20 protein-coding genes are annotated in these 23,688 nt (G+C 29.9%); 14 read left to right on the forward strand and 6 right to left on the reverse strand.

The annotated features are described in order from the left end of the window. Window positions 1-104: 104 nt before the first annotated feature. Complete coding sequence (locus AACQ14_RS05560; protein ID WP_423247985.1) at window positions 105-1,175, forward strand: NAD(P)H-dependent flavin oxidoreductase; 1,071 nt, start codon at window positions 105-107, stop codon at window positions 1,173-1,175. A 106-nt stretch (window positions 1,176-1,281) separates the two neighbouring features. On the opposite strand, the gene AACQ14_RS05565 is transcribed toward AACQ14_RS05560, so the two are convergent. Beyond that, window positions 1,282-2,610 (reverse strand): methyl-accepting chemotaxis protein, encoded by a 1,329-nt coding sequence (locus AACQ14_RS05565; protein ID WP_339362588.1) that lies wholly within the window; start codon window positions 2,608-2,610, stop codon window positions 1,282-1,284. A 235-nt stretch (window positions 2,611-2,845) separates the two neighbouring features. On the opposite strand from AACQ14_RS05565, the gene AACQ14_RS05570 reads away from it, so the two are divergent. Further along, complete coding sequence (locus AACQ14_RS05570) at window positions 2,846-3,265, forward strand: hypothetical protein (RefSeq protein ID WP_339362589.1); 420 nt, start codon at window positions 2,846-2,848, stop codon at window positions 3,263-3,265. A 96-nt stretch (window positions 3,266-3,361) separates the two neighbouring features. Here AACQ14_RS05570 and AACQ14_RS05575 read toward each other — a convergent pair whose 3' ends face one another. After that, window positions 3,362-3,697 (reverse strand): YlbF/YmcA family competence regulator, encoded by a 336-nt coding sequence (locus AACQ14_RS05575; RefSeq protein ID WP_339362590.1) that lies wholly within the window; start codon window positions 3,695-3,697, stop codon window positions 3,362-3,364. A 171-nt stretch (window positions 3,698-3,868) separates the two neighbouring features. Between AACQ14_RS05575 and AACQ14_RS05580 the strand changes: the two genes are divergently transcribed. Continuing rightward, complete coding sequence (locus AACQ14_RS05580) at window positions 3,869-4,129, forward strand: hypothetical protein (protein WP_339362591.1); 261 nt, start codon at window positions 3,869-3,871, stop codon at window positions 4,127-4,129. A gap of 240 nt (window positions 4,130-4,369) precedes the next feature. After that, on the forward strand, window positions 4,370-5,077 hold the full coding sequence (locus tag AACQ14_RS05585; RefSeq protein ID WP_339362592.1) for an HAD family hydrolase: 708 nt from the start codon (window positions 4,370-4,372) through the stop codon (window positions 5,075-5,077). Between the two features lie 154 nt (window positions 5,078-5,231). On the opposite strand, the gene nrdJ is transcribed toward AACQ14_RS05585, so the two are convergent. Continuing rightward, window positions 5,232-7,589: a ribonucleoside-triphosphate reductase, adenosylcobalamin-dependent gene (gene nrdJ / locus AACQ14_RS05590; protein WP_339362593.1), complete on the reverse strand. Its 2,358-nt coding sequence runs from the start codon at window positions 7,587-7,589 to the stop codon at window positions 5,232-5,234. Between the two features lie 383 nt (window positions 7,590-7,972). On the opposite strand from nrdJ, the gene AACQ14_RS05595 reads away from it, so the two are divergent. From AACQ14_RS05595 to AACQ14_RS05620, 6 genes are all read left to right on the forward strand, one after another. Next, window positions 7,973-8,497, forward strand: coding sequence for a hypothetical protein (locus AACQ14_RS05595; protein WP_339362594.1), 525 nt, complete (start codon window positions 7,973-7,975; stop codon window positions 8,495-8,497). 95 nt (window positions 8,498-8,592) lie between these two features. Beyond that, window positions 8,593-8,739 (forward strand): hypothetical protein, encoded by a 147-nt coding sequence (locus AACQ14_RS05600; protein ID WP_339362595.1) that lies wholly within the window; start codon window positions 8,593-8,595, stop codon window positions 8,737-8,739. Between the two features lie 101 nt (window positions 8,740-8,840). After that, a complete protein-coding gene (gene abc-f, locus AACQ14_RS05605) occupies window positions 8,841-10,769 on the forward strand; it encodes a ribosomal protection-like ABC-F family protein (protein ID WP_339362596.1) in 1,929 nt (642 codons plus the stop codon). 260 nt (window positions 10,770-11,029) lie between these two features. After that, entirely contained in the window at window positions 11,030-12,541 is a 1,512-nt protein-coding gene (locus AACQ14_RS05610; RefSeq protein ID WP_339362624.1) for an ABC transporter permease, read from the forward strand. Between the two features lie 13 nt (window positions 12,542-12,554). Then, window positions 12,555-13,229: an ABC transporter ATP-binding protein gene (locus tag AACQ14_RS05615; RefSeq protein ID WP_339362597.1), complete on the forward strand. Its 675-nt coding sequence runs from the start codon at window positions 12,555-12,557 to the stop codon at window positions 13,227-13,229. A gap of 3 nt (window positions 13,230-13,232) precedes the next feature. Continuing rightward, window positions 13,233-15,617: a PASTA domain-containing protein gene (locus tag AACQ14_RS05620; protein ID WP_339362598.1), complete on the forward strand. Its 2,385-nt coding sequence runs from the start codon at window positions 13,233-13,235 to the stop codon at window positions 15,615-15,617. Between the two features lie 39 nt (window positions 15,618-15,656). Here AACQ14_RS05620 and AACQ14_RS05625 read toward each other — a convergent pair whose 3' ends face one another. Beyond that, window positions 15,657-17,018, reverse strand: a complete 1,362-nt coding sequence (locus AACQ14_RS05625; RefSeq protein ID WP_339362599.1) for an aminotransferase class V-fold PLP-dependent enzyme — start codon at window positions 17,016-17,018, stop codon at window positions 15,657-15,659. Window positions 17,019-17,290: 272 nt separating this feature from the next. Between AACQ14_RS05625 and AACQ14_RS05630 the strand changes: the two genes are divergently transcribed. From AACQ14_RS05630 to AACQ14_RS05640, 3 genes are read left to right on the forward strand one after another with little or no spacing between them, the layout of a single operon-like run. Further along, on the forward strand, window positions 17,291-17,995 hold the full coding sequence (locus tag AACQ14_RS05630; protein ID WP_339362600.1) for a DUF421 domain-containing protein: 705 nt from the start codon (window positions 17,291-17,293) through the stop codon (window positions 17,993-17,995). Between the two features lie 31 nt (window positions 17,996-18,026). Beyond that, complete coding sequence (locus tag AACQ14_RS05635; RefSeq protein ID WP_339362601.1) at window positions 18,027-18,392, forward strand: DUF4363 family protein; 366 nt, start codon at window positions 18,027-18,029, stop codon at window positions 18,390-18,392. Window positions 18,393-18,400: 8 nt separating this feature from the next. Continuing rightward, window positions 18,401-19,132 carry a class I SAM-dependent methyltransferase gene (locus AACQ14_RS05640; RefSeq protein WP_339362602.1) on the forward strand — a complete coding sequence of 244 codons (732 nt, stop codon included), beginning with the start codon at window positions 18,401-18,403 and terminating at the stop codon, window positions 19,130-19,132. A 30-nt stretch (window positions 19,133-19,162) separates the two neighbouring features. On the opposite strand, the gene AACQ14_RS05645 is transcribed toward AACQ14_RS05640, so the two are convergent. Next, window positions 19,163-20,614, reverse strand: a complete 1,452-nt coding sequence (locus AACQ14_RS05645) for a spore germination protein (RefSeq protein ID WP_339362603.1) — start codon at window positions 20,612-20,614, stop codon at window positions 19,163-19,165. A gap of 9 nt (window positions 20,615-20,623) precedes the next feature. Then, on the reverse strand, window positions 20,624-20,932 hold the full coding sequence (locus AACQ14_RS05650) for a hypothetical protein (protein ID WP_339362604.1): 309 nt from the start codon (window positions 20,930-20,932) through the stop codon (window positions 20,624-20,626). A 255-nt stretch (window positions 20,933-21,187) separates the two neighbouring features. On the opposite strand from AACQ14_RS05650, the gene AACQ14_RS05655 reads away from it, so the two are divergent. Then, window positions 21,188-23,578, forward strand: coding sequence for a glycoside hydrolase family 38 N-terminal domain-containing protein (locus AACQ14_RS05655; protein ID WP_339362605.1), 2,391 nt, complete (start codon window positions 21,188-21,190; stop codon window positions 23,576-23,578). Window positions 23,579-23,688: the final 110 nt, after the last annotated feature.

Genomic DNA, 23,688 nt, shown 5'->3' on the forward strand with positions numbered 1-23,688 from the left:
AGACGTAGTTTTTAAAATCACATATTGACTTGACAATATTATTAAAATGGATTATACTTTGATTATCAAAATATTTGTTTGTCAAATAATATGACTTTAGGAGGATGACTGAATTGAATATACCAAAGCTGAAAATCGGAGATTTGAATATTAAATTACCTATTATACAAGGTGGTATGGGAATAGGCGTATCAAAGGCTAATTTAGCTTCAGCAGTAGCTAATGAAGGTGGTATTGGAGTTATATCAGGTGTTCAGATTGGATATACAGAACCAGATTTTTTAACTAATACATTAGAAGCTAATGTGAGAGCTTTGAAGAAAGAGATAAAAAAAGCAAGGAGATTAAGCAAAGATGGTATTATTGGTGTTAATTTAATGGTAGCTATGACTAATTATAAAGAATATGTAAAAACAGCAATTAATGAAAAAATTGATATTATTATATCAGGTGCCGGCTTGCCTATGGAATTACCTAAGATTGTAAAGGGAAGCTCTACCAAAATCATTCCTATTGTATCATCCAGCAAAGCAGCTAGAATCATACTTAAGCAATGGGAAAAATATAACCGTCTACCAGATGCTATAATAGTAGAAGGAGCTAAGGCTGGTGGACATCTAGGCTTCAAGGCAAAAGACTTAATATCTAATACATGTAAAAGTTTAGAAGAGATAGTGAAAAATGTTTTAAGTATGGTATCTCCATATGAGGAGAAATATAATAGAAATATACCTGTTATAGCAGCAGGTGGTATTATTGATGGAAATGATATAGGGAAAATCTTATCAGAAGGAGCACAAGGTGTTCAAATGGGAACTAGATTTGTTGCTACAAACGAATGTGATGCATGTGATAGTTTCAAAGAAGCCTACATTAATTCTACAAAAGATGATATATGTCTTATTAAAAGTCCCGTAGGTCTTCCTGGTAGAGCTATTAATAACAATTTTATATGTAAAACACAAAAAGGAAAAATACCAATCAAGAAATGTTTTTCCTGTCTTCATACCTGCAATCCAGGAGAAACACCATATTGTATTTCAGAAGCATTAATAAACTCTGTTCAAGGAAAAGAGGGATTGGTGTTCTCAGGTAGTAGAGCAAATGAAATTAAAGAGATTATATCTGTGAAAGAATTAATGGATAAATTAAAAAATGAAATAGATTTGTATTGACATATAAAATAAGGGGTGTTGGATAATACATTTTTAACGTCAATATCAAGGAAGATAGCTCAACCTAGTCTATCTTCCAGAACTTGTTGACATCTCTAAAAATGTATTATTCGACAGCCCCATTTTCATGGTTGCCTAATTTGAAATGATTAACTATTGAGGATAATTCATTGATAAGCATATAGATTGAATCTATCTCCTTGCTTATTTGTTGAGTTTGTGTAGCTTGGCTTTCAGAACCAGCGGCCACTTCTTCGGTAGATGCTGCATTGGATTCTGCTAGTTCAAATATTATAGCTATTTGTTCTAGTACTTCATCCTTATATTTAATCAAGCTTGTACTGTTAGATTTTATACCAGTAACATATTGTTGTGACATTTCAATGGAGTTATTTATATCATCAAATTTCTTCTTAGTTTCCGTTAACATTTCCATTTGAGATTTAACAGTTTTACGAACTAATTTTGTTTCTTCATAAGCAGTATTTGATTTTTCTTGTAGCATTTTTACAATTTCATCTATTTGAGCAGTTGATGTAGCTGATTGTTCAGCCAATTGTCTTATTTCGTCTGAAACTACTGCAAAACCTTTACCATGTTCGCCAGCTCTGGCAGCTTCAATAGCGGCGTTTAAGGCAAGTAGGTTAGTTTGTTCTGCTATGGAAGCGATAAGAGTTGTAACTTGACTTATTTTTTCTGCATTTTCATTGGTTTCCTTAACAATTTCATATACACTTTTAGTAGAGTTAGCACTTTCATAACTTTTTTGTAATAATGAATCTAGAGAACTATCTCCTTCATCAACAGCTGAATTGATTTCGTTGAATGAGTCTAATAGATAGTTTATAATATTAAGATCTTCATCAATAATTTTTCCAAGAGTATCTATGGTTTGTTGCCCTTTTTCTACGTTAGCAACTTGAGATGAAGAACTTTCAGCTATGTGTTCTACAGCTCCTGACATCTCTTCAATACCTGTCAATATTAATTTAGAAGAATCATTTATAAGATTAGAAGAATCAGATAATCTATCGGTATTTTCCTTGATTTTCTCAATATAATCAGCAAGACTATTTCTAAGGAGTGCAAAAGACCTTAATAAATTACCGCTTTCATCTTTGGTTTTTAAAACTTTATTGTCTAGTGAAAAACTAAGATCTCCTTTAGCTATGGAAAGAGCATTTTTGCTGATAGTATTAATAGATGGTGCGAGTTTGAAGACCAATCTATAAAGAACAAATAATGTGATTAGTAGATTAGCAACAGCAGCAGCTAAAAATATGTATCCAAGATTAGTTAGTTGGGTTGTGTTAATAATTTCTTCGGCATTATTATATTTTGTAATCAAAATAATAGAGAAGCAAATACCGGCAATTGATAGAATTGAGCTAATTATTAAACTTAGTGTAAGTAATTTTCCTTTGATTTTTTTCAAAACTGTCACCTCAATTAGATTTTTTGTTTTTGCTAATTTGTAAGTTTATTATTAAAATAAATTCCAAATTTTCCCTTAGTATTTAGTATAACATATTTTTTATCTAAAACCTATATTTGAATCAAATTATTACAAAAAAGTTAATAATCATAAATATAAATAATACTAATTATTCTATCACTATGATAATTATTAACATATATTAATATTAGAAATAATTATAAGGAGTAATCTGATGGAGAAGATTTACAGTTTTGATAGCGTTAAGGAGAAAGATGACAAAAAAAATCGTATTGCACCAGCAAAACCCAAATACCCTGATGATATGTATGATATGGACGATATGTATGATATGGACGACATGTATGATATGGAAGATATGGATGACATGAACGATATGGATGACATGGCACAGATGATATCCATGAGACAAATGAATCAAATGCCTGCAATGAATCCTATGATGATGAGAAATCAAATGATGGCAATGTATGATTTAGCTAATATGGCAGCAATGGCAATGTATAGTATGAACGCAATGGCAATGTATAGTATGAATCAGATGTATAATATGAATAGGATGGCTATGGATAGAATGATGTACGATATGGATGAAGATATGGATGAAGATGACGATATGATGGATATGGATTAAGGCGCTAATAATAAGCGCCTTATAACTTACAATCTTTATATTTATTCATGCTCAATGAATTCAATGTATCACCTTTTGACATTAACATAGTATAGTTTATATATTCAGTTCTTTGTCAATGGATTCTAATATTGTCATATTGGACTGATATATCATTTCTTGAACTTGCTGCATAGCTTCTGCGTAATCTTTTATTATTGTTCTACTTGAAATTCTTTCAAAATTGTCTGCGATTTTTTTCATTTCAGCTTCCATTTGATTTGGAGGAAGATTTCTTTTATATAAGTTATCCTGTTCAGATTGGAAATTTTTTATCATTGCTGTCAAATTTCTATCTTGCAAAATCCGGTTTTTTAGATTCTTTGCATTTTTGAATTCTGGTGTGCTTTTAATTAAGCCAATCATTTCCATAGTTTTTTTTTCAATACTCAAATATGCCACCTCATAAATATTTTATTTGTGATTACAATATATTCGTAGAACCATAAAATATGATAAATAAATATTAAGCTTAGAATTATAATAAATAAAATATACAAGTATCCAATAAAAGTTGTTCTACATATAATGATATAAGGTACTTGTTACTAGGTAGGTGGAAAAATGAGAGAGGAAAATATTAATGATGTTCTATCATTATTATCATCTTATATTTTTAAAGATTGTAATGAACTTGGAGTCATTACCTTAGGACAAATACATAGTATCATTAATATATTGGTAAAAGCTAACATACCTTTTACACTCATTCTTAATGAAGGTACTAGAAGGGTCGCTAAAAGTGCCATTTTCACTATAAGCATTACACCTACATTTGAAATAAGAAAAATATTTCAATTTGAAGAGGGAAGGATTGTCATATAGAAGTATTTCTAATGCAAAAAATAATTCATACTGAAGTTCATTTAGAATAGATAGCATCCTAACTTACATGGTTATAAATATAATAAAAAATAAATATAACAAAGTATTTTTTTAAATTCCCTTAAATTATTATTGATTTATTGGGATTTTTTTTATATCATTGATATAAACTATCTTTAATTAATTAAGGATTATAGGTTGCCTAAAATAATCTAAATATTTTTTGTAAGGAGTACAAGAATGAATACGTTTCTATTTGATTTAGACGGTACATTATTACCATTAGAAGAACAAAAATTTGTTAAAACATATTTTGATGAAATGCACAAAGTATTTGAGGATATCATTGATAAAGAATTGTTTATAAAATATGTATGGGCTGCAACTGATGTCATGAGAAAAAATGAAGAACAGAAGACTAACATGGAAATATTCATGAATAAGTTTGAAGAATTAGTTGGTGATGAAATTGATGAATATAAGAATAGATTTGACGATTTTTATGATAGGGGCTTTTTAGAGGTTGAAAAAGCAGTATCAAAAAATGATTATTCTGTTAAATGTATCAATATGCTTAGAGATAAAGGGTATACTGTTGTTCTAGCTACTAATCCTTTATTCCCACTGAAGGCAATTCACCACAGAATTAATTGGGCTGGACTCAAAGAGACAGATTTTCATCATATAACATCTTACGAGACTAGTCACTTTTGTAAACCATGTGTAAATTATTATGAAGAAATATTGAGTTGTATTAATAAAAAACCTGAAGAATGTATAATGGTTGGAAATGATGTACAGGAAGATTTGGTTGCAGGGGAATTAGGTTTAAAAACATATTTATTGGAAAATCATATAATCAATAGAGATGAAGAAGATATCATTTGTACCTATAGAGGTAAATATGAGGATTTATATGAATTTGTAGATAGTCTGCCAGCAATCTAGATTAGTAGGCTGGCTAACTATAAATCTATGTGATAATAAGCTTAAGTAATATAGAGTCTGTTTAGCCATTTAGACTGTTAAACAGACTCTATATTACTGGGCTATGATACATAAAATGTATGTGAGACAGCCTACATAATTATATTGTAGTATATTATCTTATTGGACAAACTCCGTTGTCACAACTGGAATCACCAATGTCAAAATTAATCTCTTCTTTTTCATATTTACTTATAAGACTAGGTAAAAAAGGTCTTAACTTAGCAGTTCTTTCATTAAATTCTTCCTCTTCTATAGCCTCATAAGGCAATAGCTTGTAAAAGTTGCCATCTAGTGATAAGAAAGATAATGCTACAATACTATCCCAGTTATTCCATACCCATTCTTCGACTTCATCCCATTCATGATCTCTTACATGTACCGTAATAGAACAGTTATGATCTACATAGTGTTCCATAAATAGTTGATAATTCTCTAATTGTTGAATTGCTGTAACATCATATTTGGTAACTCCTTTTGGAGCTTTTACAGGAAATTCTATTACCTTGGTAGTGCATGACTTATAATCTTGACCAACTTCTGGGAAAATAGGGTATTCTAATTCTTCACATACTTTTACTAACGGATCGTCACTGTTTATTCTAATTCTCCTGATATAATATGGAGAATGTGAGTAGTGAACCCCACTGGATACAGTTGGCAATTGACTTAGGGTTCCTTCAGGTTTGATTGTTGTTACTAGTAGAGGTTCGTTTTCGCCTATTTCACCAGCATATTCTTTGGCAGATGTTTTTGCAATTTCTCTTAATTCTTTAAGTAATTCTCCCTGTTCTTTTGTAGTAAGCCCAACTGCATTAACCATATCTTGCCATCCAGTCAAGGAACAGCCTAATAGTTTATCTCTTTTATGAATATAATTCCATCTAGGAATCTCTAATTCTGTACAAGTCATTCTATATCCAGCTCTTGCTGACAATTTTTGTGCCTCATATAGACCATCATAATCTAAAGTGTTATCTTTGTTTATGAAAGAGAATACATTGACGGTAGTTAGATTACATAATCCTTTTGAATCAAGTAAAATCTCACCGCAAGGATTGACACCATTCATATTGGGTCTTCTTTTCTTACCAGCAGCTTCATTAACCCATCCAGGTTCTCCAGAATAACGCATTTGCTCTAACTGCCAATGTAATTGTTCTCTAGAGGGTTTTTCTCTATAATAGATGGAATTATTACTCATTTGACGGTGAATAATATCTTCGTCTACAATCCATTGACCATCAATTTGTTTATATAGATTATTTTTTGCTTCAATAGCTTCTTTATCATCTGGATCTACAAGTACAATCTCAGCAGTTCTTCTAACACCGCCTACAACTACATTTTCGCCAATGATGTTAGCTATATCAAGGCAATCAATTGGAAGAAGTTTAGTATAATCTTCTCCGTTCAATACACCACGTTTTTTGATTATTTTAGTAGCTTTAATAAACATGTTTTTCAAGCTGGAGTGACCGCTGGCTGTACCACCGAAGGTCTTAAGTTTTTCACCTTTTGGTCTCACGTGATTATAATTAATTATTATAGTATTTATTTTACGGTATTCGTTACTATATAATACTTTTAGATAAAAATCTATCGCTTGAACCCATCCTTCTTTGCTATCACCTATAATAATTTTAGCAGTATTGTTATGGTTGAATTCTAAACTTGTATTGTCTTCCCTTAGATGTATTGGAGTAGGGGTATAATCTTCATGAATAATATCAAATTTAGTTCTAATCTTTGGTAACTTAGCAATATCGTCTTTTAATATTCTAATACCTACTCCAGAGCCTATCATTAACAGGTAAAACAAATCCTTGAATGCATCAAAGTCATCAATAATCGTAAACGAACAATTATAATTGGACATAGGATAATTCTTAGCAACATCAGTATTACCTACCCAAAAAGTACGTCCGGATAAGAATTGTCTTAGATTAAAGATATTATCATATAATTTTTCTGCTTCAGCTTTTGTAGTAGGGACTAGACTGCAATTGTATTCTACAGCTCGTCTTACGGTTTCCCACCAATATTCACGTCTTTTTTCTTCAGGAAGCCATCTAGAGTATGTTCTATAATAAACAAAAGAGCCTAATTGTTTCATTGGGTTTGGGCGATGCTTGTAGCGGCTGACAAATTCTTCTGACAATATCCTCCCATCGGTACGTTTGCTTCTTTTATCTCTTGTCTTATCTCTTTCATATCTATAGAGTATATATCTTTTTGCAGCATCCTTTCTAGGAGAGTCCATTAAGGATTCTTCAACCAAGTCTTGTATTATTTCAACTGATACGGGATTATTGTATGTATGTAATTTTTCTTCTGCTTTTTTAGCGATAGTTTCAGCTAATACATTATCAACACTTGCCTTAGTTTCTGACATCGATAATAATATAGCTGTAATAATTTTATTGACATCAAAATCCGCGATGGAGCCATTTCTTTTCAATACTTTTATCATTATTATTCATTCCTTTCGTCTTTTTATCTTAACACTTATATAAAGTTAAGTATTTTATAGCTGGATTAAATTGTTATTAATCTTTTATGTATATTATTTCTATTAAGCATAAACATTAACCATATTAATAAATTAAAAATTATATATATAATCTATTTAGCTTAATACACCAACAGTAACTTTGAACACATTATGTTGTGGTTGGTAGCTTGATAATATACAATATATTGTATCAGCAATAGAAATATGTGTCAATTAAAAAATGCTTATATATGGAATTTATTCTTAAAAATACTTGTGAAGTGATGGACATTACTTTGATTATCGGATAAACTAATAAAAGATACATAATAAAAATATATAAGTAATGAGGGAGAATTAAGATGAGTTTTTTATATGGGGATATATGTACATGGTGCTCAATCATATTAATTATTGCATTAGTTATATTGAGCATATCAAAAAAGATGCAAAAGATGAAAATTGCTGTAAATATTATTCTGTTTTTTTACGGTTTGCTAGGTTCTTTTACTTTACCAAGCTATCTAATGGTTAGACTTGGTAGATCACATAGAGTAGATAAAGATTTCATAAAGTGGGCTTCTGTAAAATTTTATGACTATTCTTTGGTATTAGCAGCTATAACACTTATAATATTGGTTCTTGCTATAGTGATATTTATTTTTAGTAAAAGGGTGATTTCAGATAATCTGAAATTTATCATGGTATTTGGACAAATATCTTTAATTGTAATAGGTTTTCTTCTAGGATTAAATACAATTAATAAGAGATTTGACGTTGCAATATTTATATTGAATATGAGTTATTTCAATGCCTTAGTATTATTTGGAATTAACATATTTGATAATTTGACTAGAAGAGTATCTTATGATAAAATAAATAACTGATAAGCAGTATTATTATATTTGTCTAACCTAGTTAAGTAAAGAAGGATTTAATGTTAGAAATATAAGCTTATAATTAAGAAAAGGTGTGTTAAAAAATGACTCAATCAACTGATTTATGGATGGTATTTAAAAGAAATATAACAGCAATTTTAGATGGTCCTACTACAAGTGCGTCCATTTTTAAATATCCATTATACAATAAGTTAGTTGAAGGATGTATGTATGAGAATACTGATACCTAGATAAGGTAAGCAAGTATAGCATATATAGATATGATTGTTTATTGATCCTAGACTAATGTCTAGGATTTTTTGCGTTTAAAAATAAATTAAAATTGAAAGGTATGATTACAATGATAGAATTGGGGATTAATAATTTATCAAAGAGTTTTGGAGCTAATAAAATATTTGAAAATGTTGGTTTTGATATAAAAACAGGAGAAATAGTTGGATTGATTGGCAGAAATGGAACAGGTAAGACAACCATAATGAAAATTCTTATGGGGCATGAGGACTATGAAGGTGAAGTTTTCTATCGTAAAGGCGTCACTCTAGGATATCTTGACCAAATACCTGTCTTTGAAGAAGATTATAGTGTTAAGGAAGTACTTTATCTTGCATTTAAAGATGTATATGATATTAAAAAGAAGATGATGAAGATTGAACATTCATTGACTAATGAGGATAATGATATTGATAAACTCATGAAGGAATACGGTCAGCTTCAAGAACGATTTGAGCTTCTAGGAGGATATGACATTGATGAGAAAATGAGTAAGGTAACAATCGGACTTCAAATATCTGACTCCATACAAAAGATGAAGTTTGCTAATCTAAGTGGTGGTGAAAAATCTAAAATTATGCTTGGTAAGATATTATTGGAAAAACCAGAGTTGTTGCTTCTTGATGAGCCCTCCAATCATCTTGATTTAAAATCAATTGAATGGTTGGAAGAGTACTTGAAAGAGTATAAAGGTTCAGTATTGATAATATCTCATGATAGATATTTTTTGGATAGAGTGGTTAATAAAATAGTTGAATTAGAATATAATGGTGCTTCAATATATCATGGTAACTACACATATTATCTAATGGAAAAAGAAAGACGGTTTATTGAAGCATACAATAGATATAAGGAAAACCAGAAGAAAATCAATAAGATGGAAGAGCAGATTAAAAGGTATCGTATCTGGGGAAAAATGCGTGACAGCGATAAAATGTATGTTAGAGCCAAAGAATTGGAAAAAAGACTTGCTAAAATGGAAAAATTGGATAAACCTGTTTTGGAGAAAACTAAAATCAAATTGTCTAGTAAAGGATTTGATAGAACAGGAAAAGAAGTTTTGATATTAAAAGAGGTTGAAAAAAGTTTTGATAACAGAACACTGTTTTCAGATCTTAACCTGACATTGTTCTATCAAGATAGTTTAGCTATACTTGGTGATAACGGTACAGGTAAATCCACATTGATAAAGATTGTTATGGAAGAATTAGAAAAGGATAAAGGCAGTATAAAATATGGTTCAAACATAAATATTGGATATCTGCCTCAAGAAGTTAAATTTGAAGATGAAAATACATCTATACTTGAAGCCTTTCAATATAAGTATAACATCACAATAGGAGAAGCAAGAACAGAATTGGCTAAGGTATTATTTATTAAAGATGACGTATTCAAAAAAATTAATATTTTATCTGGGGGAGAAAAAAGTAGATTAAAATTATGTATGCTCATGTACGAAAAAGTTAATTTCATGATATTAGACGAACCAACGAATCATTTGGATATTGATTCAAGGGAAATCCTAGAAGAAACATTACTTGATTTTAAGGGTACTATATTATTTGTATCTCATGACCGTTATTTTATTAATAAAATAGCTACTAAAATAGGGGAAATAGAAAATAAAAAATTAGAATTCTATAATGGAGATTATGAATATTATAAGAATGAATTCCTGAAAAAAGCTGATAGCACTATCATGAAAAGGGAACAAGTAAATAGAAGTAGTAATAAGAATTATAATCGTAAAAGAGTAGATGATAATGAAAATATTATAAAAAGAAAAAAGAAGCAATTAGAATCAATAGAAATAGAGATTGAATCATTAGAAACATCTATTGATGAATTAGAAATAGAGATGTTTGAAAATAGTACAGATGCAGGTAAACTTAATGAAATATCCGTTGAACAAAATGAAAAGAAAGAAGCACTAAATAAACTTCTAGAAGAATGGGAAAGTATCAGTGAAGACATTGATAGTTTAAGTTAGGTGCGTTTTCAACAAAATAGGCTGTTCGTAATGTTTTATGTAAATACCTTTTTAGGAATATTACGTAAAAAAATTATGATACAGTCTAATTTTTTGAACAATAATCATTGTGGATAATCTATTTTTATAGTAAATGACTTATATTACTATAGTGTAGAATCATCACATAATTTCACATAATTAATACATATTATTACCAATATTTATTGGTAGACTTAACCTACTAAATTTGTTAAGGGAGGTTTTAACAAGTGTATTTTATGAAAAGAGCCTTAAAATACATTAAAAACAAGAAAGGTAAAACTTTGTTACTAGGTATTATTTTCTTAATAATAGCCAATTTTGTTCTGGCAGGATTGTTGGTTTATAATGCCACTGTAAAAGCACAAGAACAGACAAGAATAAGTATTGGTGCAGATGTAAATTATATTATTGACAATGAAGGCATTATAGAAGATTCATTAAAAGGAGTACTCAATAAAGATGATTCATCAATAATTAGAGCCAGTTTTATGGGAGGGGTTACTACTTCTGAAAAACTAACAGAGAAAGGTGGTCCTACATACAGCAATATTATGAAAGTGGTTGATTCGGAATATGTAGACAGCTATGATATATCATTATCTTTTGAGGCTGATATCCAACAACTAGAGTCTTATACTCAAGATACAGGAGGAGCTAATGCTTCTAATCATATTTTTGATATAAAGCTATTCAGTGATGTTGCACCATCTGATTTTGATAATGGTAGTGCAGAATTGGTTGAAGGAGAATTTCCATCCATAGATCAAATTAATTCTGGTGAGAATGTTGTACTTGTTGAAGAAACAATAGCTTCCAACAATAACTTGAAAATAGGTGATACAATAACTAATACTGTTTCAGTACTAGATTATGAAGATGTAGAGTTGGAATTAAAAATTGTTGGAATATATAAAACTAACGAAGAAGTAGACCAAAGATTGATTGGTAGAGGAGGAGCTTCATTATTACCTCAAAACCGTTTATATGTTCCTTTTAATATTCTTAAATCCATAGGTCTATCAGATGAAGAATTAGAACATTTATTAATCACATCTAATGTTATTCATTTAAAAGATCCCTTATATACTGATGAATATAAAATAGAAGCAGAGAACAAAATAAAATTCAATTATGGTAAATTAGATGCTAATGATGATTTATACGACAGCCTAATGGGACCTATTGAAAAATTGGGTGTCATTGCAAAAATCATGGTTATCATTATTGCTGTTGCTGGTGCTGCCATAATAGGGTTAATTACTGCGCTTACTGTAAATGAACGTAAAGAAGAAATAGGTATCATGTTAGCTGTAGGTGAAAGTAAAATAAAAATAGTGATGCAATTTGTAATAGAAGTAACAATAATAGCAATTATTGCATTTATACTATCTTCTTTTACCGGTTCTGTTATTGGAGAAAAAATAAGTTCAACAGTATTAGAAAGTGATATTATCAGTAGCTCTGATAATAATAATAGAGGATTTATGATGAGATCCGCAGGGCAATTTAGTATGGGTAATAGTAAATCAGTAAATACAAGAGGTAATCAAGTTGATATGAACACTAATAGGACACAAAAAAATGATAAGCTGTCATTAGAAAATAATAAAGTAGATATAAATTTTGATATAACCGCTTTAATTCAATTGTTTGGTTTAGGTTTACTTATGTCCATAATAAGTACCATAATACCTTCGCTATATGTTATGCGATTCAATCCAAAACAGATTTTAATTAATAGGACTTAAAGGAGATGAGAGAATGTCCATATTAAGATTAGAAAATATATCTTATGGATATATTGATGGTAATAATAAAAGAATGATTCTAAATAATCTAGATTATACTTTTGAAAAAGGAAAATTTTATTCTATACTAGGACCATCAGGAAGCGGGAAAACAACTTTACTGGCAATTGCAGGTGGATTAGAAAAAGCACAAGAAGGAAATGTCTATTTTGAAGGTAAAAATATTAATGATATAGGACTTGGAAAATATAGAAGAAATAATCTATCTTTTGTGTTCCAACAGTTTAATCTAATTCCATATCTTACAGCTGTTGAAAATGTAGTCAATGTAATGGAAATAACCAATAACCAGGTTCCAAAACCTCATTATACCACTGCCTTAAATTTACTTAACCAATTTGGCATAGTTAAGACAAAAGCTGAAAGAAGCATATATAAGCTATCAGGAGGAGAGCAACAGCGTGTTGCTATAGCTAGAGGACTTGCAACTAATGTTGACTTAATAATGGCTGATGAACCTACTGGGAATCTAGATACTGCTACTGAAAAAGAAATAATCAAGATATTAAGGATGTTAGCAAAAGAATATAATAAATGTGTTATTGTTGTTACTCATTCAGATAGTATAGCAGGTCTTAGTGATATTCAGTTGAAATTAGTTGAAGGTAAGCTTACTGAAAGGATGTAGCACATGGATAGTAATAAAAACAAGGATATATTCAAAGATGGATTTAATTTCAATTTAGATGAGGAAAAGGAATTAGAAACTAATGAAGAGGTTCATAATAATAATGAAATAGAGAATGAATCTAAGATAGAAAATAATATTATTGAAGAAGACAATAGTGTCAAAGATGATAATCATAAAAAGGATTTTCTAGCTAATCTAAACGAAACTAGAAATGCTAGTTTTCAACAAGAAGAATTTACATACCAAAAAACCAGTAATTATAAGAAGTGGATTGTACAAATAATTATATTAGTAATTGCTGTAATAAGTATATATTTAATAGTTAATAGAAAAACAGAATTGATAGATTTTTCTAACATGTTGTATGAAGATGCAGCAGCATGGGCTAATGATAAAAACATTATACTTACTTATGAAGAAGAATACAGCAATGAAATACAAGATGATTATATTATATCTCAAAGTATAGAACCGGGAGAAAAGGTAGGGAAAGATTCAACTGTAAAATTATCCATTTCAAAAGGTAAAGATCCTTATGAAAAGATTGCAGTTCCAGATTTTGATACTAGCTGGTCCAAAACAAGTATTGAGAATTGGATAGAGCAGAACGGTATTATTAATTATAAATTCAATAATATTGAAAGTGAAGAAATACCATCTAATTATTTGATATCATATGAGTTGATAGGTGCTACGGATGAGACATTTGTGAGAAGTTCTGAAATTGAATTTGCTATTAGTTATACAGAAACATTTGATACAGTAGTCGTACCAGACTTTATTAATAAAACCATGATTGATGTAGATATATGGGCAAAAAATAATAATATGGAATATACTTATTCATACGAGAAAAGTTCCTTATATGATGAAGATATCATAATCAATCAAAGTGTTAAGTCTGGAGAAGAAATGGATGTTAATGAGGTATTTTCATTCGTCATATCAACTGGAGATGAAAATGAGACAATAATAATGGAAAACTTTTTGAACAGAACTATTATTGATGCTGACATATGGGCTAAAAATAATCGAATAAGATATACTTATTCTTACGAATATAGCGATATATATCCAGAAGATAGTATCTCATACCAAAGCATAAAAGCTGATGAAGAAATAAAAGAAGGAGATACAGTAAGATTTATCATTTCAAAAGGTACTGAAGAAGAAGAGGAAGAAATCATAGTTATGGATAATTTCCTTAATAGGGCATTACTTGATGTAGATATATGGGCTAAGAGCAATGGAATAGACTATAATTATACTTATGAATATAATTCTATTTACGAAAAGGATAAAATAATGTATCAGAGTATTCCTGATGGAGATGAATTATTAGGTGATGAGGTACTAAATTTTATCGTTTCTAAAGGGGAAGAAATAGTTGTTCCAGATTTCAGTGAATTAACAGTAGCTGAAGCTAAAGAATATGATGATAACTCAATAGATGTTAAAATCATAGAGAAATATGTTAAGGACACCAGAGAGGGAGAATTTTTATCCCAATCCATCAGGGCAGAAGAAGTAGTTGAAGAAGGAATGGAGATGAGGGCAGAATATTCTCTTGGAGATAGAATAACTGTACCTAGCTTCATAAATGAATTGAAGCAGGATATAGAAGAATGGATTGAAGAAGCAAATGATAATGGGGCAAATCTTGATTTGATTGTTAATGAACAAGCAGGAACAGGATTAGAATATGGGAAGATAATATCTCAGAATATTTATAATGATGATATTGATCTGTCTTCTGATATTGAAATTACAATATCATCAGGCTTAACAGTTCCATCGTTTGTAAATATGAGTAAGAGTGAAGTAAGTAACTATTCACAAACCAGTGACCTTAATGTAGAGGTTGTGGAAATATATCAACAGGGAACTAGTGCAGGAAAATTTATTTCACAATCAATTGAAACTGGAACTAAAGTCAATAAAGGTACTTATGTCACAGTTTATTATTCTTTGGGCGATACCATAAATATACCTAAATTTGTTAATAGATCTGTCACTGAATTACAAGAATGGGTTGATGAACAAAATAATAAAGGTGCTCAGTTAACAATAACTAAAACTGAATTACATATTAATGATTTAGATTATGGATTGATTTTTTCTCAAAATATATATAACCAATCTAATGCAGAATTGGATACTAATATTGAGGTTGTAGTTTCTCTAGGAGAACTATATAGTGTGATTAATTTCTCGGAATACTCAGTTAGTGAAATAGAAGATATTGCTGAAGAGAATGACTTGACAATTATTTTTGAAACTGTTAAAGATTCATCATATAGCAGTGGCAAGGTTATTAGTCAAGAGCCTGAAAGTGGAGAATTAATTAGTAAGAAAGATTTTATTAAAATAAGAATTGCTGAATAATACTATAGAGGAGCCTCATAGGCTCCTCTATTTTCTATTTTAATATCTAGCAGAACTGGAAATTTCATGATGTTTAGAAGGGTATTTTTTTAAGTAATATGATTTGTTTTTTACTATTTTTTCGATTAGTTCTATCAATATGTCAACTTCTGAATAATCATTATACAAACCAAAGCTAATTCTAACCATGCCAGGACGTGGATAACGAGGATTTCTTTGCAGTTTATTTATATCATTTTTGGTTAGGTATAATAATTTTTGCACATAAGGTTGAGCACAGAAGCATCCACTTCTTACGCTTATACCGGCTTCTTTTGATAAAATATTGGCTACCATAGAATGATGAAGTCCTTTTATATTGAAAGTAATGATACCTATCCTATTATCACAATTATTTTCATTACCGTATATGACAACGTCTTTAATGCTATTTAATTTATTTAATGTATATTCAGTTAAGTTTAATTCCATGTTTTCTATGTTATGCATCCCTAATTTATTCATTTCCATTAATGAAGCATTCAGGGCAACTACTCCCATGATATTAGGGGTCCCTGCTTCCTCTTTATATGGTACATCATCCCACATAACACTTTTGGGTGTAACTATTTTTACAGTCCCTCCACCAACCTGAGTAGGAGAACCATACTTGAAAACATTCTTTGGACCTATAAGGACACCTGTACCAAAAGGTGCGTATATTTTATGACCAGAGAAAACCAGATAGTCAATATGATCATTTGAATAAGCTGGTTTCATGTCTATAGGTGAATGAGGAATAAGCTGAGCACCGTCAATAAGGATTTTGGCTCCGTACCTATGTGCCAGCTTTGCAAATGCATGAATATCAGTTTTGTATCCAGTAACATTAGAAGCACCAGAAATGGTTACTAATCTAACTTTACCATTATACTTTTTAAGCTTTTGTTCACAGTCTTCTAGAGATAGACTTCCTTTATGGTCCAGATTAATATAGTCCATGTTGAAATTTTTTCTCCATGGCAGATCATTGGAATGATGTTCCATGAATGAGGATAATATTATCCCATTATGAATGACTTGTGATAATTTATTGGAAATTTTATTAATAGCTTCAGTAGTATTCTTAACAAATATGACTGTAGAATAGTCCCTATCCATGTTAACAAAATCAGCTACAGTTTTTCTTGTAGCATCGTATATCTCTGATGATAGATTAGATTTATAGCCAGTTCCACGATGTATAGATGAATACCATGGGGCAAAATCATTTACCGCTTTCATAACAGATGTCAATGGTGGTGTAGTTGCAGCATTATCAAAATTAATTTCTTTGGTGTATTTACCATTAGATAAAGGAATTGATACGTCAGTACCTACTACAAGATATTTATAATTTGGTTGAGAAGAGTAGTAATGCATAAAAATCCACCTCATTTATCTATTACTTCAATCCGCAATAGAGTCTATACCTATTACGGATTGAAGATCTATAAAAATATCAATGATTAACTATATTAAAGCTAATCATTAATAATCAAAATAATATCTATGTTAGATAGTAAAAACCTTTTTTAATATAATATGCCATCTATTTGAATACGTGAAGAAAATGTAAACCCACTTATTTTTGCATTGTAAGTTATAACATATTATTCATGGAAATAGTAAATACTAATATAGGAGGTGATAATTTGAATGAGAGTCTTGTAGTCATTGTAAGAGGTGTAATTGGTTTCTTTTCATTGTTAATATTCACACGTCTACTAGGAAAACAGCAAGTTAGTCAATTAACTTTATTTGAATATATTTTAGGAATAACTATTGGTTCTATGGCGTCTACACTTACTACTGATTTAAGTTCTTCTGCATGGCCCCATTGGGTAGGATTGGTGGTATGGGTGACACTGGTATTCTTAGTTCAGTTACTTGCAATTAAATTTCCTATAGTATCAGAATACATTAATGGAAAACCTAGAGTGTTGATAGCTAATGGGAAAATACTTGAAAAAAATTTAAAGCAATTGAGATATAGCTTATTTGAATTATTAGAACAGTTAAGAATAAATAACATTTTTGATATTAGTCAAGTTGAATTTGCAATACTAGAGACTAATGGACAATTAACAGTATTAAAAAAATCGCAATTTCAAACTTTAACTCCAAATGATATGAATATATCAACTGATTATATAGGACTTAGTAAAGAGCTAATCTATAATGGTGTTATTCTAGAGCATAATCTTAATAAAGTTAATTTAGATGAAAAGTGGTTAATTGATCAATTAAAAACTAGAGGAATTAAGAGTCCGCTAGAAGTTTATTTAGCTGTACTTAAAACATCTGGAGAGTTATATATTGATTTATATAGAGATCATGTAGATGACAAATTAATATAAAATTGGTATAATATGAAAGGAACATTATTAAATGAAAAAGATGATAATAATCACATTTACTTGCATAATTCTAGGAATATTTATATTAATAATGAATTCTGGTGGTTTCTTAAAAAAACCCTTCGGTGAGGATGATGATGTAGAAACCTTGCTCAAGAATTTAAATGAAGATATAGTTAATAGTGATTGGGAAAAAGGCCTAGAAGATATGGAAAAGTTAAAAGATGCATGGGATATGGTGGATAACAGAGTCCAATTTAGTGTTGAAAGAGATGATTTGATGGGTATTGAACTATCTATAGCTAGGCTTATGGGTTCAATCCGTGGTGAAAACAAAGACCAATCTTTAATTGGATTTGAAGAACTAAAATTATATTGGAACAACTTAGAAAAGTAGGTGAATAAATGAGTTTTTATAAAAGTATATCTAAATCTTATGATAACATATTTCCTTTGAAAGAAAGCATGGTTAATTATGTCCTAGGAAGTATTTCAGATTATTCATCATGTAGATTATTAGATATTGGGTGTGCTACTGGACATATGGCTGGAACTATTGCTGCAAAAGGTGTTGAAGTCGTAGGAATTGACCTTAATTCTGAAATGATAAAATACGCAGCGAAAAATTTTGAAGAGGACAATATATCCTTTCAAGTTATGGATATGTTGAAAATAGAAGAGAAATTGGGGAATAGTAGTTTTGATATCCTTACTTGCTTTGGTAATACATTAGTTCACTTGACTAATGAAGAGGAAATCTTCGAAGCTTTAAAGAATATGAAGGCTGTTCTAAAAGCTAATGGAAAGCTTTTGATTCAGATATTGAATTACCAGTATATCTTAGATAAAAGTATTAAAGAGTTACCGATTATAGAAAATGAGTTTATCAAATTTGAAAGATTCTATTCTGAACAAATAAGGGATGAAAGATTAATTTTTGAGACAAGATTAACTATAAAAGATACAGGAGAGATAATTTCAAATGAAATATACCTCTATCCTTTATTGGAAAAACAACTAAATACTTATCTTGAAAAACTAGGATTTCGAAATATTAGGTTCTATAAGAATTTTAATAGAGAACCTGTATCTTATAATCATCTGCCTTTGATTGTAGAGGCGACATTAGGTGAATAAAGATACAGGTGAAAAAGAGTATTATAATATTTAATTAACTGATTTATTGTTATCTTTGTATTTTTTGTTATTTCTTTTGATTTCAATTATAGGTTTTCTAAGGAGTATATTAGAAAGAGCTTTTCCATTATAAGGAATGAGAGGCCATGTATATCGCATACCACTGAAGGTTTCGGTCGTTCCGATAATGATAAGTATGATTATTATACCGGCAAAAAATCCATATGCATTGAATAAACCAGTCAGCAATAATAGGAATAGTCTAAACAAACGTATTGCTAGTGCAAATTCAATGCTTGGAGAAGCAAAGGTGCATATTCCTACAATCGCCATATACAATATGGTTTCTGGTATGAACCAACCTACATCTACAGCGAATTGACTAAGAATCAAACCACCGATTATACCTAGAGAAGTAGATAAGGTATTAGGGGTATGAATTGATGCAATCCTTAACATATCAAGACCTATTTCTAATATGATGAATTGAATGAATAAAGGTATGTTACCAACTTCTTCTGGGCCAACAAACTTTAATGCTTCAGGCAGATACGATGGGTTTAATGCAAACATTAGCCAAAGCGGTGATAATACTGTTGCTATCAAAATGGACAAAAACCTTATCCATCTTATATATGTTCCTATTAACGGATTTTGATAATAGTCTTCCGAATGTTGAGTGAAATGAAAGAATGTTGTAGGAAGCAATATTACACTTGGTGATGTATCTACTATAATAGCAATATGACCTTCGAGTAGATGAGCTGCAACAACGTCAGGTCTTTCTGTAAAACGTACTTGTGGCATTGGGTTATACCATTTTTTCTTTATTAAAAGTTCTTCAAGAGATTTTTCAGCCATGATAAGGGATTCAACTTGAATATTATCGATTTTTTTATGGAGATCATCAAGTAATTTGTCGTTAACCAAATCTGCAATATAACCAATCGACACATCTGTTTTAGAACGTTTTCCGATTGTAGTCATTTCAAAGATTAATCGAGAATCTCTTACTCTTCTTCTTATTAATGCAGTATTGAATATCACTGTTTCAACTAATCCATCACGAGAACCACGTGTTACTTTTTCAAGATCCGGTTCTTCTGGACCTCTTGCAGGATAAGATCTAGCATCAATTATTATACCCTCAGATTGATTTTCTAATATTAAACCAACTGCTCCTGATAGTACAGAATCTCTAATAGTATCATAATCATCGAAGGTTTCAACTTCTATATATCCTATATGACTTGATATCCATTGTTTCAAATCATTTATAGTTGTATTCTGTGAAGGAAGGTTTTGAAGGTTTTCTAGTAACCATAACATTATATCGTCTTTTGCAAATCCATCTATAAAGACAAGATATCCTTTTGTATTGCCAAAAGTAATATCTCGTCCAATGATATCAAAACTTTTTTTGATAGGTAGTATTTTATTGATCACATCTATATTTTTTGTCAGGTTTTTCGATAATCTCATTATAATCTCCTATCCTAAGAATTCAGGTTTTCTTGTGTGGTCAGAGCGAACAGCTTTTTGGAGTATAGTAAAGTCGAATTGGTCAGGATTAAGGTTGAAATCACATGGGAATTTGGTGCCACAATTTTCACATTGGATGTATTGAAAAGAATCTCCATTTTCCCTAGTATCAAATTCAAAAGATACATTCTTATCATTTTGCGGTATATTATTATCACCTGTACCTATTTTATAAGAATAGGTGAAGGTAGCTTGATGTTTTGCCATTAAATTAGTAGAATTACAAACAGGGCAACGTATAGAATTATTTAAATTCATTGAATCACTTCCTCGATTAATTATTTTATATAATCATATAATAAGTATTACCAATTTCTAAGTCATATATGTTGTTTTAGCAAAAAAGTAAAATAAGGACAAAATATTTATAAAAAAATAAGTATAATATGTAAATTAACAAGACAAAATAAAACAAAAAATAAACAAGAATAAACAATATTTTGTAGAAGTATTAGTATATCATTATTTGGAAGTATATTATTAATGGTACAAGGTTAAGGAGGCTTTTATACTATGCTAGATAGAAAATGGACCATGTATATTCTACATCATTCACACACTGACATCGGTTATACTGATTTACAAGAAAGAATTATTTATACTCATGTTGATTACATCAAGTCGGCAGTAAATACAATCAAAGAAGGCTATAAGAATGGAACAATCGATAAAGACTTCAAGTGGAATTGTGAAACATACTATTGTGTAGAAAGATTCTTAGAGGAAGCTACAGAACAAGAGAAAAATGATTTCTATGATGTAGTAAAATCTAATAATATTGGATTATCTGCTACGTATTTGAATTTTAATGATTTAGTTGATAAGGAAGTATTAAACAAAAGAACAAAAGAAATGGTTGATATTTTTGGTGAACAGGGAATTGATGTAAAAGTAGCCATGAATGCAGATGTCAATGGAATTTCTCTCGGAACATTTGATGTATTATTGGATAATAATATCGAATTTTTATTTACTAACATTCATACTCATCATGGAATGTACCCTCTTTATCAAAATCAAAAACCTTATTATTGGGAAAATAAAGATGGTAAAAGATTATTAGTATTCAGCGGAGAACATTACAATTTGGGTAATGCTTTAGGTATAATCTATAACAAGAACATTAATTTCATGACAGAAAACTATTTCGGCAAAACTCAGCCTCAAAATCATATTGATGCACTTAAGCATAATATAGATAATTATCTTGAACAATGCGCTGAAAATGGATATGATTATAACTTTATTCCTGCCTGTGTATCAGGTGTGTTTAGTGACAACGCTCCACCAAATACAGATATTATAAGAACTATAAAAGAGTTTAATGATGTCTATGGTGATGAGATTGAACTTCAAATGGTAACAGTGCAAGAATTCTATGATAAGATTAAAGACCAAGTAAAAGATGCACCAGTTTATACAGGTGATTTAACAGATTGGTGGGCTAATGGTGTGGGAAGTACACCATATGCAGTAAAACACTACAAAGAAGCTCAAAGAATGTACCATTTATGTAAAAGATTAGATAAAGATGGTGACATAAGTAATGAAAAATTAGTAAGAGAAGCAGAAGACAACATGTTACTATTTGCTGAACATACTTGGGGTCATTCTTCTACAATTACTAATCCTTATGATACAATGGTGCAGAATCTAGACATTAGAAATATAAGCTATGCATCTAAGGCACATGAGGCTTCAGCTAAAGATCTTAATAGAATTACTCATAAAAAAGGTGACAAACTTCGTTATTATGATCTAAGTGGTAAGATAAAAGCAATTAATCCATCCAATACAAGATGTAAAAGCATTGTAGAATTCTATATAGAAGTATGGAAATATCAAGGTGTCAAAGTTATTTGTGAATCTACAGGTGAAGAAATGAAGGCTCAGATGTCTTCTCATCCAAGAGGTGTTCTAATCAGCTTTGTAGACACTTTTGAAGCTAATGAAGAAAAAGTCTATAGTTATGAAGAAGTTCTTCAAAAAGAAATTGTTAATACAAGAGTTGCTTATGTAGGAGCAGAAAGAGTCAAAGATATCGTTAATGATTACGATACAACAAATTATAAAATTCCTTATGGCATAGAAAATGATTACTTCAAAATATCTTATGAAATAGGTAAAGGAGTAACTTCCTTCTACAATAAGGTTGATAAGGTTGAGATGCTAAAAGATGGAGATAGTGCATTCTTCACTCCTATCTATGAAAAAACACCAGTAAAAACAGATGTATATGAAGAAAGAAGATTATTAGGTAGAAATATACGTGGTCTTCATGCAGAAAAATATATTGGAAAATTAGTTTATATTAAGATCATTGATAATGGCGAGATATTTACAACTGTTGAACTTATATATGAATTGGAAGGGACTTATTTTAGTTCTGTAGTTATAAAACTATATAATACTCTACCAAAATTAGAGTTTAAATACAAAATAGCCAAAACATTATCTACAGATATTGAAAGTGTATATCTACCATTAACACTTGATAATCTTGATGCAACAAAATATATTGATAAAAGTGATGCTGTCATGAGACCAGGTATCGATCAGATTCCAGGTACTTGTATGGAATATTATCTTGTTGATAATGGCTTGATATATGAATCAGACAAGAATACTATCTTAATCCAAACAAAAGACACACCACTTATATATATGGGAGAATTAAAACATCATCCAATAGTTCTTTGTGACAACAAGGAAGAGAACAATAAAAGAGATGTGTACTCATGGATTATGAACAATACATGGGAAACTAATTTCAAAATGGATTTATCAGGTATAACTGAATACTGCTATACTCTAGACCTTGTTGAAACAACTAATGCACGAGAAAGCTTTAATAGAATGAAAGATGAAAGTTTTGGTATAATCACCTTTATGATTAATGATTAGCGATCAGGTGTTTGCTTTTATTAATATTTATTAATATATTTTATAAAAACACTTGAAAAATTTCTGATAATACATTAATATGAAGTTATAAATGATGAGTGTAACTTATT

This window comes from Vallitalea maricola, assembly GCF_036985595.1.
GTDB classification, from domain to species: domain Bacteria; phylum Bacillota; class Clostridia; order Lachnospirales; family Vallitaleaceae; genus Vallitalea; species Vallitalea maricola.

Bases quoted from the DNA above. Each gene is read 5' to 3' on its own strand.
- AACQ14_RS05560 (WP_423247985.1), top strand. From the start codon at position 105: ATGACTGAATTGAATATACCAAAGCTGAAAATCGGAGATTTGAATATT.
- AACQ14_RS05570 (WP_339362589.1), top strand. From the start codon at position 2,846: ATGGAGAAGATTTACAGTTTTGATAGCGTTAAGGAGAAAGATGACAAA.
- AACQ14_RS05580 (WP_339362591.1), top strand. From the start codon at position 3,869: ATGAGAGAGGAAAATATTAATGATGTTCTATCATTATTATCATCTTAT.
- AACQ14_RS05585 (WP_339362592.1), top strand. From the start codon at position 4,370: ATGAATACGTTTCTATTTGATTTAGACGGTACATTATTACCATTAGAA.
- nrdJ (WP_339362593.1), bottom strand. From the start codon at position 7,589: ATGATAAAAGTATTGAAAAGAAATGGCTCCATCGCGGATTTTGATGTC.
- AACQ14_RS05595 (WP_339362594.1), top strand. From the start codon at position 7,973: ATGAGTTTTTTATATGGGGATATATGTACATGGTGCTCAATCATATTA.
- AACQ14_RS05600 (WP_339362595.1), top strand. From the start codon at position 8,593: ATGACTCAATCAACTGATTTATGGATGGTATTTAAAAGAAATATAACA.
- abc-f (WP_339362596.1), top strand. From the start codon at position 8,841: ATGATTACAATGATAGAATTGGGGATTAATAATTTATCAAAGAGTTTT.
- AACQ14_RS05610 (WP_339362624.1), top strand. From the start codon at position 11,030: ATGAAAAGAGCCTTAAAATACATTAAAAACAAGAAAGGTAAAACTTTG.
- AACQ14_RS05615 (WP_339362597.1), top strand. From the start codon at position 12,555: ATGTCCATATTAAGATTAGAAAATATATCTTATGGATATATTGATGGT.
- AACQ14_RS05620 (WP_339362598.1), top strand. From the start codon at position 13,233: ATGGATAGTAATAAAAACAAGGATATATTCAAAGATGGATTTAATTTC.
- AACQ14_RS05625 (WP_339362599.1), bottom strand. From the start codon at position 17,018: ATGCATTACTACTCTTCTCAACCAAATTATAAATATCTTGTAGTAGGT.
- AACQ14_RS05635 (WP_339362601.1), top strand. From the start codon at position 18,027: ATGAAAAAGATGATAATAATCACATTTACTTGCATAATTCTAGGAATA.
- AACQ14_RS05640 (WP_339362602.1), top strand. From the start codon at position 18,401: ATGAGTTTTTATAAAAGTATATCTAAATCTTATGATAACATATTTCCT.
- AACQ14_RS05645 (WP_339362603.1), bottom strand. From the start codon at position 20,614: ATGAGATTATCGAAAAACCTGACAAAAAATATAGATGTGATCAATAAA.
- AACQ14_RS05650 (WP_339362604.1), bottom strand. From the start codon at position 20,932: ATGAATTTAAATAATTCTATACGTTGCCCTGTTTGTAATTCTACTAAT.
- AACQ14_RS05655 (WP_339362605.1), top strand. From the start codon at position 21,188: ATGCTAGATAGAAAATGGACCATGTATATTCTACATCATTCACACACT.